11 protein-coding genes are annotated in these 12,669 nt (G+C 64.0%); 7 read left to right on the forward strand and 4 right to left on the reverse strand.

The genetic code is table 11. The annotated features are described in order from the left end of the window. The first annotated feature begins 126 nt into the window (after positions 1–126). The 7 genes from raiA (at position 127) to rplU (ending at position 6,574) form a co-directional block, all read left to right on the forward strand. The gene (raiA, locus tag KF708_12550) at positions 127–486 is read left to right on the forward strand and encodes a ribosome-associated translation inhibitor RaiA (GenBank protein ID MBX3413512.1); all 360 of its coding nucleotides are present in this window, start codon (positions 127–129) and stop codon (positions 484–486) included. Positions 487–705: 219 nt separating this feature from the next. Continuing rightward, the gene (locus KF708_12555) at positions 706–1,179 is read left to right on the forward strand and encodes a PTS sugar transporter subunit IIA (GenBank protein ID MBX3413513.1); all 474 of its coding nucleotides are present in this window, start codon (positions 706–708) and stop codon (positions 1,177–1,179) included. Positions 1,180–1,337: 158 nt separating this feature from the next. Then, positions 1,338–1,640, forward strand: coding sequence for an HPr family phosphocarrier protein (locus KF708_12560; GenBank protein MBX3413514.1), 303 nt, complete (start codon positions 1,338–1,340; stop codon positions 1,638–1,640). A 295-nt stretch (positions 1,641–1,935) separates the two neighbouring features. Further along, positions 1,936–3,672, forward strand: coding sequence for a phosphoenolpyruvate--protein phosphotransferase (ptsP, locus tag KF708_12565; GenBank protein MBX3413515.1), 1,737 nt, complete (start codon positions 1,936–1,938; stop codon positions 3,670–3,672). Between the two features lie 87 nt (positions 3,673–3,759). After that, positions 3,760–4,389, forward strand: a complete 630-nt coding sequence (locus tag KF708_12570; protein MBX3413516.1) for a TIGR03936 family radical SAM-associated protein — start codon at positions 3,760–3,762, stop codon at positions 4,387–4,389. Positions 4,390–4,424: 35 nt separating this feature from the next. Further along, positions 4,425–6,137 carry an Rne/Rng family ribonuclease gene (locus KF708_12575; protein ID MBX3413517.1) on the forward strand — a complete coding sequence of 571 codons (1,713 nt, stop codon included), beginning with the start codon at positions 4,425–4,427 and terminating at the stop codon, positions 6,135–6,137. 128 nt (positions 6,138–6,265) lie between these two features. Continuing rightward, the gene (gene rplU, locus KF708_12580; protein MBX3413518.1) at positions 6,266–6,574 is read left to right on the forward strand and encodes a 50S ribosomal protein L21; all 309 of its coding nucleotides are present in this window, start codon (positions 6,266–6,268) and stop codon (positions 6,572–6,574) included. A 5-nt stretch (positions 6,575–6,579) separates the two neighbouring features. Here the strand turns inward: rplU and KF708_12585 are convergent, their stop codons facing one another. From KF708_12585 to KF708_12600, 4 genes are all read right to left on the reverse strand, one after another. Continuing rightward, entirely contained in the window at positions 6,580–8,085 is a 1,506-nt protein-coding gene (locus KF708_12585; GenBank protein ID MBX3413519.1) for a hypothetical protein, read from the reverse strand. Positions 8,086–8,293: 208 nt separating this feature from the next. Beyond that, positions 8,294–9,880, reverse strand: a complete 1,587-nt coding sequence (locus KF708_12590; GenBank protein MBX3413520.1) for a hypothetical protein — start codon at positions 9,878–9,880, stop codon at positions 8,294–8,296. Positions 9,881–9,919: 39 nt separating this feature from the next. Further along, positions 9,920–11,221 (reverse strand): ABC transporter permease, encoded by a 1,302-nt coding sequence (locus tag KF708_12595; protein MBX3413521.1) that lies wholly within the window; start codon positions 11,219–11,221, stop codon positions 9,920–9,922. Further along, a complete protein-coding gene (locus KF708_12600; GenBank protein MBX3413522.1) occupies positions 11,218–11,889 on the reverse strand; it encodes an ABC transporter ATP-binding protein in 672 nt (223 codons plus the stop codon). The genes KF708_12595 and KF708_12600 overlap by 4 nt, the downstream gene beginning before the upstream one ends. Positions 11,890–12,669 lie beyond the last annotated feature (780 nt).

A 12,669-nucleotide genomic window follows, 5' to 3' on the forward strand; every position in this document is an offset into this window, starting at 1 on the left:
AATGCGTTTGTCGCTCGATTCGCGCCTCGCTAGAATGCGCGGTTTACTCCCGATTTGGTTTATCTTTCGGAAATCAGAGGCGGCGTCAGACGTACTTGTGCCTCGGTATGGGAAGGAGCATGGTTGGTGCAGATCAACATCACGGCGCGACATGGGCAATTGAGCGAGGCGACTCGCGCAAAGTTGATCGCCAAGTTCGAGAAGCTGCCCCGCTATTTCGAGCGACTTACGGCAATCGACGTGACGGTCGACCTGGAGCACAAAGAGGCGGTCAAGGTCGACGTGGTCGTTTCGGCCGAACACAAGCACGATATTCTGGCGAATGAAACGTCGGCCGACCTGATGACGGCCGTCGATACCGTATTGCACAAACTGGAACGACAACTCACCAAGTACAAGGAAAAGGTGCAGGACCATCACCGCACGCCCGGCCTGCGCGAGCAATCGGCCCCTGCGGAAGTGGAAACGGAACCCGAGACGCCCTAAGGTGGACCACGTCGACCGGCAGGTCGCGGGACCAGTCCTTGTTTGTCCGGGCAGCACGCGCCGCGTTACTGGTCGCTGGTATCGGTTTTCCGATCGCCCCCGCAACGTCCCGTCGCGCGATGGCTGCCGGGCGGGCACCGGCGCAAGGCGCGGCCATGGCCGGGTAAACCAGCCGAGGGAATCCTGCTACTCGATCCACACCGTGAAAGGAGTGGGTGAATGAAGTTTGCGGACTTCGTGTCGCGCGACGCCGTCAAGGCGAGTCTCGCGGCCGACGATAAAGAGGAAGTCATCCGCGAGATGGCTCAGGCGCTGCTCGATGCCGGCAAGATCGCCAAGAACGAATACGACAGCATCGTCAAAGCCATTCTGAAGCGCGAGGAGCTCGGGAGCACCGGAATCGGCCGTGGCGTGGCCGTGCCCCACACGAAGCATCCCGGCGTCGAACGCCTGGTGGCCACCGTGGGGGTCAGCCGCGACGGCGTCGATTTCAAAAGCCTCGACGGCGAGAAGGTTCATCTTTTCTTTTTGCTCATCTCCCCTCCCGACCGGCCAGGCGATCACCTGCGTGCGCTCGAGAATATCTCGCGCCAGTTGCGTGACGACACGTTCTGTAAGTTCCTGAAACAGGCGAAAAGCACGGAAGAGATTTTGCATCTCTTGGACGAAGCGGATAACAACCACTTCGCCTGACCGGGGCGATGGGCAGCAGAACCTTATGCGGTGCTGTCCCTCGCCGGGCGGAACGACTTTTCAGCGTCTGACGGGCAATTCGGATCGGACGCCAGTGTCGTGTGGCCGAGTTCTTCGGCCAGCAAACCGGTGCGAACCTAATCCTTCTCGACGAACACATGAACGAGCCGCAGTGCAGCCGTAAGGTCGTGATCAACAATCCGCAGGGCTTGCACGCGCGCCCTGCCGACTTGTTCACGCGCACGGCCAACCGCTACGAGGCGCGGATCATCGTCGTCAAAGACAACAACCGCGTCGACGGCAAGAGCATTCTGGATTTGCTGACCCTCGCCGCCGAGGCGGGCACGGAACTGACGATCGAGGCCGCCGGCCGCGACGCCGACGAGGCGCTCGAAGCACTGGCCGGGCTGATCGTCGCCAATTTCGAGGACGAATCAACGCGACCGGCGCCGCCCCACTAGCCGCGCCGGTCTGCCAGTGAAACTGGGGCCGCACGGCCCCGCGGATACGAGAGGTTTACAACGTGGTGCGAGTCGTCGCCGTGGGCAACACGCGTGACTCGGCCCGGCGATTTAGAGGCGTGCCGCGTCCAGAGACCGGCACGGAGCATGGTTTGATGCAGCGGCGCACCGAACAACGCCGACAGCGCGAAGCGGACGTCTCGAAGAGACGCGCCCCGTACCGATTCCACGGTCCGGACGCGACTCTTTGCGACGTCGGCCGCGGTGCCGGCGCGGTGTGCCGTTCGAGCATCTCATGCAACGCTTACAAGGGATAGCCGTTTCGCCAGGTGTCGCCATCGGCGAGGCGTTCGTAATGGACCAGGAGGGATTCCGCATCCCTCGCCGGTTCGTTGCGCGCGACGCGGTGGTCGATGAGCTTGCGCGCCTGGCCCAGGCCTGCGAGGCCTCGTGTCGCGAGGTCGAGGTCAACCGCGACACGGTGAATCGTGAGTTGGGGCAGCAGTACGGCGCCATCTTCGAGGCGCATCTGCAGATGCTACGCGATCCCCGGCTCCACACCGAGCTGGACGAGATGATCCGCGACCGGCACTACTCGCCCGAGTACGCGGTCAGCCGCGTCATGCGGCGGTACGTCAAAGTCTTCCAGAACCTCGAGAATTCCTACCTCGCCGACCGCGCGCACGACATCATCGATATCGAACGCCGCCTGCTGCGCAATCTGCTGGGGCTGCGTCGCGAAGAGATCTCGCAGCTTACGTCGCCGGTCGTCGTGCTGGCGCACAACCTCACCCCCAGCGAGACGGCCAATCTCGACCGGCAGTTCGTGCGCGGCTTCGTGACCGAGATCGGCGGGCCCGGCAGCCATACGGCCATCGTCGCCGGCGCGCTCGAGATTCCCGCCGTCGTCGGCATGGGGGCCTTCCTCAGCGACGTGTCGGGGGGCGATCTCGTCATCATCGACGGCGATCGCGGCGAGGTGATCCTGCATCCCGACGAGGAGACGATCGCCCGCTACCGCCACGAGGCGGAAGAGAGCCGCTCGCTGGCCGCGCGGCTCGAGACGTTGCGCGATCTGCCGGCCGAGACCACCGACGGCGTGCGCATCACGCTGCTGGGGAACATCGAGTTTCCGCACGAAGTGCGGCATTGCCTCGATCGTGGCGCCGATGGCATCGGGCTGTACCGCACGGAGTTTCTCTACCTGGGCGCCGAGACCGAGCCCAACGAAGAGACTCACTACGAGGCCTACGTGCGCGTGGCGGAGGCGATGGGCACGCGCCCCGTGGTGATCCGCACGCTCGACCTGGGCGCGGACAAGGTGACCGGCGTGAATCCCAGCACCGTCGAACGCAATCCGTTCCTCGGGCTGCGCAGCATCCGCGTGTCGCTCCGCAACCTGCCCCTGTTCCGCACGCAGTTGCGCGCGATCCTGCGGGCGAGCGTGCGCGGCAATTTGCGAATCATGTTCCCGCTCATCTCGACCTTGGTCGAGCTGCGTCAGGCGAAGATGGTGCTGGCCGACGTGATGGAGGATCTGGAAGAGAGCGGCGTGGAGTTCGATCGCAACGTTTCGATCGGCATGATGGTCGAGGTGCCGTCGACGGTGGTGATGCTCGATCACTTCATGTCGGATGCGGATTTCATCAGCATCGGCACGAACGACCTGATCCAGTACACGTTGGCGGTCGACCGCGACAACAAGGATGTGGCGGCGTTGTACAACGCCTCGGACCCCGCCGTGCTGCGCCTGCTGCAGATGGCCGTGCAGGGCGCGCAGGGTCGGCCGGTCAACGTGTGCGGCCAGATGAGCGGCAGCCCCCCCTACACGATGTTGCTGCTGGGGCTGGGGCTGCGCCAGTTGAGCGTGACGCCCAGTGCGATCCCCGAGATCAAGAAGATTTGCCGTAGCGTCTCGATCGCCCATTGCGAGGACGTGGCGCGACACGCGCTCACGCTCGAGAACGCGCGCGACGTGAAGAACTACCTGAAGGAGGAGCTGAAGAAGATTCTGCCCGAGTTGGCAGACTGACGTCGCGACAGGACGCGTGGTTCTGTTGCGAGAACGTGGAATGCGGCGTTGGCGCATGCGCGTGACGCCGAACGAGATCATGGTGTTATGTTACGTAGGCGAATTCGCATCCGATTTCGCAAGATCGACGACGTGCGGCAGATCAGTCACCTGGATCTGATCCGGACGATGGAGCGGCTGTTTCGCCGCGCGGGACTGCAGCTTGGCATGAGCGAGGGGTTTCATCCCAAGCCGCGCATGAGCTTCCCGTCGGCGCTGGCCGTAGGCATTGCCGGGTTGGACGAAGTGATGGAGGTCGAGCTGAACGAGGACCGATCGGCCGAAACGCTTCACGCCCTGTTGGTGCGGCATGCGCCGCCGGGTTTGGAGATCGTCTCGGTCGAAGCGCTCGCCGAAGGGGCGCCGAAGCCCCGCGTGGCGCGCGTCCGGCTCGAGATGCCCGTGCCCACCGAACGCCAGGCGGCCGCGCGTCAGCGCATCGCGTGGCTCATGGCCGAGACGACCTACCCGGTCGACCGCGGCACGACGCACAACCCGATCGATCTGCGTCCCTATCTCGAAGCGCTCGCGCTCGATGAAGGCACGCTGCGGATCCAATTGCGAGTCACCCAACAAGGGACTGGCCGCCCGCGCGAAGTGCTCGCGGCGCTCGGACTGGAAGACCTGGAACAGCAGGGCTTCCACCTGACGCGCACAGCCGTCGAGCTCGAAGCCTGAGGCGCCCAAGACAACACAAGAAAGAAACACTCACGATGAAGCAAGAGATGCTGATCAACGTATCGCAGCCGGAAGAATGCCGCATTGCGATCGTCGAAGATGGCGTGCTCGAAGAGTTGTATATCGAGCGCGCGAGCCAGAACAACTACGTCGGCAACATCTACAAGGGCAAGGTCGTCAACCTCGAACCGAGCATTCAGGCCGCCTTTGTCGACTTCGGCGTCGGTCGCAACGGATTTCTGCACATCAGCGACGTCGAGCCGCAGTACTTTCGCCAGGGGGGGTACGACCCCGGCAAGCCGATCGAATTCGGCGGCCGCAACGGCCGCAATTCCGATATCGATCTGGGAGACGATGACGAAGTTCCCAACGAAGAGGGGGTGAGCAACGGCGGCCACAATGGCCGCCACGAGCGCGGGCGCCGTCGGCCACCGCGCGCCGGAGCGCGGCCGCGCATCAAACCGCCGATTCAAGAGATCCTGCGTCGCGGTGACGAGGTGCTGGTGCAGGTCATCAAGGAAGGTATCGGTACGAAGGGCCCCACGCTCTCCACCTACATCAGTATCCCGGGCCGCTACCTCGTGTTGATGCCTGCGTTGGGGCGCGTCGGTGTCTCGCGCAAGATCGAAGACGATGACGTGCGCCGCAAGCTGCGCGACGTGATGCTCGAGTTGAATCCGCCCAAGGGGCTCGGCTTCATCATTCGCACGGCCGGCTCCGATCGTACGAAGAAAGAACTCTCGCGCGATCTGGCCTACCTGCTGCGCCTGTGGAAGGTGATCGTGCGGCGCATTCGCAAGTACCCCGGTCCCATCGCGATCTACGAAGAAAGCGACATGATCATCCGCACGATCCGCGACATCTTCACGGGGGACGTCGACACGATCTACATCGACGAGGCCTCGGCCTACGAGCGGGCCAAGGAGTTTCTGCAGATGGTGATGCCCCGCTACGTGCATCGCCTCAAGCTCTACGAGGGGCGCGAGCCGCTGTTCCACAAGTACCACCTCGACGAAGAGATCAGCAAGATCCACCGTCGCGATGTGCCGCTGCGGGCCGGCGGGTCGATCGTGATCGATCAGACCGAGGCGCTCGTCGCCATCGACGTGAATAGCGGCAACTTCCGGGCCGACGACTCGGCCGAGGAGACCGCCTACCAGATGAACCTGAACGCCGCTCGCGAGATCGCCCGGCAGCTTCGCCTGCGCGACTTGGGGGGCGTGATCGTGAACGACTTCATCGACATGCGGAAGGAACGCCATCGCCGCAACGTCGAACGGGCCCTGCGCGACGCCGTGAAGCGCGATCGGGCACGCACGAAGATCCTGCGGACCAGCCCCTTTGGGCTGATCGAGATGACCCGGCAGCGAATCCGGCCGAGTCTCAAGCGCAGCGTTTTCAAGGACTGCCCCGGCTGCACCGGCACCGGCGTAGTGAAGACCGCCGAGAGCATGGCCATCGAGGTCGTGCGGCTGCTGATGCTGGCCTGCCAGCAGGAAGACGTCTCGAAGGTCACCATTGCGGTGGCGGACGACGTTTCGAGCTATCTGAACAACCGGAAACGCCGCGAACTGGCCCGGCTCGAGGACGAAAACGACCTCACGATCCAGGTTTTGGGGCGCGAGGGGGCCACGCCGGAGTTTCTGCTGATCGAGTGCGAGGATGAAACGGGCCGGCCGGTCAAATTTTTGCCCGGCGACGGCTCGACCAATCAGCACTCGGGCGATAGAGTAAGGAGTTCCAGCTAGGGCCCTGCCCCCCCCGCCGGGGGCGGGTCTTGGTTCTGGCGGCCACCACACGGTAACGACCGACCCGTCGGCGCGAACGCGCCGCGGTCGCACTTCGATAAAATCACCTGCTACGAGTACGAGAAGCCATGTACGCGATCATCCAAGATGGTGGCCGACAGTTGAAGGTCGAGCCCGGTCAAGAAGTCGTCGTCGATTACCGTGACGTGCCGAAGGGCGAAAAGATCACCTTCGACGTGGTCGCCATTCGCGACGATGCCGGCATCAAGCTTGGCAAGCCGACGCTCAGTGGCGCTTCGGTCACGGCCGAGGTATTGGGCGTCGAGATGGGCCCCAAGCTTGTCGTGCAGCGTCTGCGCAAGCGTAAGAACAGCCGCCGCCGCACGGGGCACCGTCAGATTCACACGACGGTCAAGATCGACGCGATCAACGGTTAGGCCGCTCAGCGCGGCCGCCGCAGCAGTTCTCGCGGATCGACATTCGGCACGGAGTAATGCTCCGTGCCGATGATGTTTTCGCGCGGGTCGAGCCAGTAGTAGCCGGCCCCGCTCTCCACGCGCAGCGGCATGCCCGTCGCGGGGTCGGTCGCATCGGTGACGTCGACCACCACATTCTCGGTCTCGCGCAGTCGCGTCTCGCGGTCGCTCTTGCCGCGTTCGGCCTCGCTGGTTTCACCGATCGTCTCGGCCAACTCGGTGGCTGACCGGGCCGCGATCGCGGCGAAACCGGGTGCCAGGTGATTCTGTTTAGCGACCCAGGCTGGCTCGTACCGGAAGCTGGCCACCATGCGTCGCAGCACGGATTCGGCCGTGGGGGCCAACTCGGTGGGGGCCAGGTAGCCGTAGTTCTGCACCACGCTCCACTGGTCGCCCTGGCCGCGCGAGAGAGGCTTCTCGAGCGTGGCCGCAAAGGCATAACCCACGAAGCTTCGGTCCTGCTCGCGGCACGTATAGAGGAGCTCGCCAGCGTTCAGCGGTCGCTCGGCATCGGGTGCCTCCGCGCGACGGAGGATGCCCGCCAGCAGACGATCGAGATCGGGCCGATTGCGCACCACAGTAAAACGCAGACTCGTCATCTCGCGGGCCACGGTATTTGTGACGAACCAGCGAGCGAACTGTGCGCCCGACATGAAACGCCGCACCTGCATCCGCATCCCGAGCGGTGGCGCGTACCAGCTTCCTTCGACAAAGCCCGCCCCTGCGAGCGTGGGCGTGGGGACTACGAAAGTCGGCGTGTGCGCATCTCCCAGGTAGACGCGCAGGCTGCCGTCGGGGGAGCGGACCTCGATCACCGGCCGCGTGTCGCTTTCGCCGAAGCGGGCCAGCCCACCCTGCACCTGCCAGCCTTGCGGGATCTCGACCTCGAAGGCGTTTTCGTGGGGATCGCGCCAGGTTTCGAACGCCAGGCCGGCGTCCGGCGTTTCCTCGACGCTGCCCTGTAATCGCAGACTGGCCAGGATCTCGGCGAAGAGGCCTGCTGCCTGCGCGAACGTTTCGGCCGGCGCGATCGCGCAGGTGAACGTGGCCGCGGTACCCGGTTTCGCGGCGACCCAGCTCAGGCTGGCGACGGCGCCATTGCCTGCGTCGTCGCGCCCCACCAGCTTGACGGCCGTGCCCGCGACCTTGGGTGCGACCTGCCAGTTCACCTCCGGCGCCACGCGTCGTGCGAGCTGCCCCGCGACGAGCCTGGCCAGCCCGGGAGTGAACTCCTTCCGCACGAAGATGGGCCACATGGTGAGCTGCTGACCGGCGGGGCCTTGTGCGGCGATCGTACCCTGCTCGGCGCTACTCTCGATCTGCCATCCTGCCGGGTGTTCGAGGACGAAGCCTTGTCCGGCGTAGCGTACCCATTCCGTGGCGTTCGCGGCGCGCAGCGAACAGGCCGCGGTGAGCAGGCCGAACGCGGCGATCGCCCAGAAGGGCCTGATGGACGTCGGAACGTTGCGCATGAAAGACGCCTCAGAGAGCCGCAAGTAGAAGCCGTATCGGCAGCCGCAGCGCCACGGCCTGGCAAGCATGCCGTGCGGCTCGATTCTGGGCAAGCGTGCCGTGCGGATAGCGATTCATCCAACGCGGCGCCTGCGCTCCATCGCAACGGTCGTACGACTTGGACCGGTGAACCCCTGGGTCGCAGCGGCCCGATACCGCGCTCCGAGGTCAGATGGCGGTACTGCCGCGTTGGCCACGGAAAATGAGCATCAGCAGGATGACGAGCACGGCCGCCGCCACGATCGGCGTCGCGAACACCGCCCACGACCATTTGTCGCCGTTGGGTGTTGCCAGAGGCTTTACGGGCGAGGCTGGGACGGGAGTCGCGCTGGCCAGATTGTCCCCCTCATCGCTGCCCCCTGGCGTGTCGCCGCTAGCAGCGGGTGCCGTGGTGGTGGAGACGGTCGTCGCATCGCCATCGGTATCCGTCATCGGCGAAGCGACTTCTGTAGTGGCGGCAGGCACATCAGCCGGGGAAGTCACGTCCGCCGAAGCCGTGGTATCGCTCGCCGGGGCGCTGGCGTCGCTGGTTGGCGTGGCCGGGGTGGCGTCATCGGCCGATGCCGCCGGCACGAGCGCCGGCTGCGAATCGACCGGCAGCGGCAGGAAGCTGTTCGCCCGCTTCACGGCATCGGGATCGATCTCCGCGAGCTCGGCCAGATAGGTCTGCGCCTCGGGCAGCGGGCAAGCGCGGAGGAAATTCACCACCGGCACGCGGACCCAGCCCGACTCTTCGTCGGCCCCCTTGAACAGCTCGACCAGGCGCGGCATCGACTGCCAGTCTTCCCAGCGGGCCAGATCGGCGATCACCAGATCGGCCAGTTGCGGGCGCCCGAGCATGTGTCGCATCGCCTCGACCAGTCGTTCCTTGGGAATCACCGTGACTTCCTGACCGTGGAAGCGCAAGGCCATGATCACGGCGTAGGTGTCGGTGTACTCGGCCTCCTTGTTCTTCAGGAAGCGATCTTCGACCAGGGGGAGGCCGTCGGGGCCTTCGAGCAGCAGATAGCAGGCGACCACCGCGTCGAGCGCGGTCTTGGCCTGACGATCGTCCGACTCGATCATCGACTTCAACACGGGTACGTCGTCGCGCGTGCCGCAGACGCCCAGCATCGTGAGATACAGCCGCTTGCGCGAGGCGGTCACCTCGGGGTTCTGGATCCACTCGAGCAGCTTCGCATGCGGCATCCGCTCCTTGAGTTCCTGCACTTCGGCATACGGCGCGCGAGCGAACTCGTCGTAGGCGTCGGCCGCGAGAATGGGATCGGTGTCTTCAAAATAGTCCTGGAAGAAGGCCAACCGGTCGGCCCCCTTCGGCGGTAGCGAGAGCAGCTTGCGAACGTAAGCGCCGGCCCGTTCGCTCAGTCCGATCGGTGTGCCCCAGCTCGGCATCTTGGGATCGATGGCGGTAATCATGAACTCGGGCTGCTGGGCATCCTGGCCGAAGTAGAAGACGTCGATCATGTCCCCCGGCTTCACGTGTTCCTGTCCCTTGAGCACTTCGACGATCTCGAACTTCGTCTTCGTGGCTTGGGCCGGGGCCTCGGTGGCGCTGGTCGAGGGGAGCGTTTGCCCGGGAGCGATCTTGGCGATCACCGCCAGATCGGCCGTGTTGATCTCTTCGGTCAGCGTGAGCGAGACCGCGCTGCAAAAGGGACAGGCCACGGCGCGACCGTTGCCCAAGAGCAAGGGCAGCGACAGCAGCACGGCCACGACGGCCAGCAGCGCGCGATCGAAACACGCGGGTCGGTTCATGATAGATCGCATCGCAATGGCTCCTGCGAATCGATGGCCCTAGGGGGACGCGTTCAGCGCCTTCGCCACGTCGGTGCGATAGGCGGACAGGGCGGGCAAGAAGCCGGCCAGCGAGGCCAGCACCACCAAGCCTGGAATCAAAACTAACTCAATGGGCGAGAACTTCAAGAATCCGATCGAAACGCCCGTTTGCGCCACCAAAACCGGATCGAGAACCCCGATCAAGCCGTGCCCCAGCAGCACCCCGGCGACACCCCCCAAAAGCGACAAGAGGACGCTTTCGAGCAGGGTCACGATCATCACCGTCGAGCGGCGTGCCCCCAGGGCCCGCATCACGGCGATGTCGTGCCGCCGCTCGCTCATCGAATTGTAGATGCTGACCATGATCCCGATGCCGGCCACGACGATGATCAACACCGTCAACGCCAGCAGCACGACCTGCACGAAGCCGACAATCCCCTCGAACAGCGTAAGCACCTCACGCGCCGGGGCAGCCGCCTGGGCGACATTCCCCTCGTTCACCGCCTGGAAGATCGCCTGCGACGTGATGTCGTTCGTGGCGAGGACGAGGATCGAGGTCACCTCGCGCTGATTCTCGGGCAGCGGCGCCGGTTGCCCGCCGTCGTTGTATGCATGGTGCGCTGCTTCGGCCGTGGCCGCCGCGGCATCCTCCCCTTCGACCGGCTTGGCGTGCCCTTCGAGCAACAGAAAACCTTCGAGGTTGACGAACACGGCGCGATCGTTGGGTGTGCCCGTTGGCGCCAGAATGCCCACGACCTTGAACGGATCGTGCTCCTTGCCCTGCTTCTCGTCGGTCGAGATGCCGTGCGTCGGTTTGAACGTGTCGCCTACCCGAAGGCCCGTCTTGCGCGCGACGAGCGAGCCGACGACCGCTTCGAAGAATTGATCCTCCTTGAAGTTCTCGCCGGACGAGAATCTGTACTTCTCGCCGGGGGCATATTCGAGCTGATCGAACATCGCGGGGGTGGTGCCGACAACGCGAAAACCCTTGTAGTTGTCTCCCAGGCAGTAGGGCACGGCGAGCGCTGTGTAGGGCTTGAACTTCCCCTCGGTGAATTCCTTGTAATAGCTCCAGGGGATGTTCTCGATCGGCTGGCTGAGATGGAACACGGTGTTCATCACCAGTTGCAGGCGGCCCCCCTTCGCGCCGACGATCAGGTGGTAGCCCTGCGCCGCGCGCTGAAATGAATCGCGCACGGCGCCATGAATCACGAGCACCGAGACGACCAGCGCCACGCCGAGCGCCATCGAGAAGCCGGTCAGAATCGAGGCCAGCGGGCGCTGCTCGACCGTACGCCAGGCGATTTTCCAGAGACTCATGCGCCGACCATCACCTGATTGAACGATTCGAGATGTTCCACGCGCTCGAACTGCGCGGCGATCTGGTCGGCGTGCGTGACCATCAACAGCGCGACTTGCTGCTCGCGGCAGCAGTTGCGGATCAAGTCGACGATCTGCTGCTGGTGCCGCGCGTCGACGTTGGCCGTCGGCTCATCGGCCAGCAGCAGCTTGGGGCGGTTCGCCAGCGCCCGGGCCACGGCCACGCGCTGCTGTTCGCCCACCGAGAGCATCGTTGGTTTGTGCGACAGCCGGTGGGAGAGGCCGACCTGTTCGAGCAATTGCCGCGCCCGGGCCGGGTCGGATTTGCGCCCCGAAAAGGTCATGCCGAGCAGCACGTTCTCGAGGGCCGAGAAGCCGGCCAACAGATTGAACGTTTGAAAGACGTAGCCGATCTTGTCGGCGCGAAATCGGTCGCGGCTCGGTTCGGAGAGCCGCGTGATATCGAGCCCGTCGATGCATACCTCGCCCGAGTCGGCCCGCGTGATGCCGGCGATGATGTGCAGCAGGGTGGTCTTCCCCGATCCGCTGCGCCCGACCAGGGCCACCTGCTCGCCGGCGGCGAGCTGAAAGTCGGCCACGTCGAGAATGGGCAGCCGCGACCCATCGGGCTCGACAAACGACTTGCGGACATTTCGCAGGTGCAGCATGGCGCAGGCGGGGAGGGAGCGTCCAGGTAAGGTGTGACTTTCGGGCGACGAAAGCGTTTCCAGTCTAGCGAGTTAGCTTTTGCGGACAACCGCGGTCGCGGGAGGCACGATCACTACGGGCGCGCAACCCGAGCGGCGGCATTGCTGTTGTTACGGCCAAAGAACCTTCTTGGTTCACCGAAACCAGATGACCCCAATAGTGCCTTCGGTCTAGAATTGGGTGGTACTGGCTCTGCCAGTGCGGTTCGGGCAACGACGAATTCGTGCAGACGTTTCCTGGGGCGATCCAAGCTCAGGGCAATGGAAGTTGGTGGTAGAGATATCGAACCCAACTTCCCACGAAGTGATCGACGCCGGGCCTCGAGAATCACTGGCAAAGCCAGTGCCACTCCGGCGACTTCAATCACCGGAGAAAACTAATTGGGAAGAAGTTCTGACACCACACGCAAGCCGTGATTCCAATCGAATATTTTCTCCAGACGCATCCAATCACGCAATTCACTGAGAATCTGTGGCGCTGTCCAAAGTGGACATTGTCCACTCGTAGAAACCAGATCCTGACGCAATGTGACGCGCGAGTTCTCGAGCAGCTTGTGCATATTGCTCGTAGCAGTTGATATCAGATTGGGTAAAAGAGAGCTCGACCGGATCTAACACAATTCCAAGTAATTGGCATTCGGTTCGAAAAGCTCCGATAACTTCACGCACTACCTTTCGGGAAGAGAGTAGAGAAGCTACACCCTGCCCAATAGGTGGCCGCGATGAATACCTCACTGTGCG

The sequence above is a fragment of the Pirellulales bacterium genome (assembly GCA_019636335.1).
Taxonomy (GTDB): domain Bacteria; phylum Planctomycetota; class Planctomycetia; order Pirellulales; family JAEUIK01; genus JAHBXR01.

Excerpts from the sequence above, each read along its gene's own strand:
- KF708_12555 (MBX3413513.1), top strand. The coding sequence starts at position 706 with ATGAAGTTTGCGGACTTCGTGTCGCGCGACGCCGTCAAGGCGAGTCTC.
- KF708_12560 (MBX3413514.1), top strand. The coding sequence starts at position 1,338 with ATGAACGAGCCGCAGTGCAGCCGTAAGGTCGTGATCAACAATCCGCAG.
- ptsP (MBX3413515.1), top strand. The coding sequence starts at position 1,936 with ATGCAACGCTTACAAGGGATAGCCGTTTCGCCAGGTGTCGCCATCGGC.
- KF708_12570 (MBX3413516.1), top strand. The coding sequence starts at position 3,760 with ATGTTACGTAGGCGAATTCGCATCCGATTTCGCAAGATCGACGACGTG.
- KF708_12575 (MBX3413517.1), top strand. The coding sequence starts at position 4,425 with ATGAAGCAAGAGATGCTGATCAACGTATCGCAGCCGGAAGAATGCCGC.
- rplU (MBX3413518.1), top strand. The coding sequence starts at position 6,266 with ATGTACGCGATCATCCAAGATGGTGGCCGACAGTTGAAGGTCGAGCCC.
- KF708_12585 (MBX3413519.1), bottom strand. The coding sequence starts at position 8,085 with ATGCGCAACGTTCCGACGTCCATCAGGCCCTTCTGGGCGATCGCCGCG.
- KF708_12590 (MBX3413520.1), bottom strand. The coding sequence starts at position 9,880 with ATGAACCGACCCGCGTGTTTCGATCGCGCGCTGCTGGCCGTCGTGGCC.
- KF708_12595 (MBX3413521.1), bottom strand. The coding sequence starts at position 11,221 with ATGAGTCTCTGGAAAATCGCCTGGCGTACGGTCGAGCAGCGCCCGCTG.
- KF708_12600 (MBX3413522.1), bottom strand. The coding sequence starts at position 11,889 with ATGCTGCACCTGCGAAATGTCCGCAAGTCGTTTGTCGAGCCCGATGGG.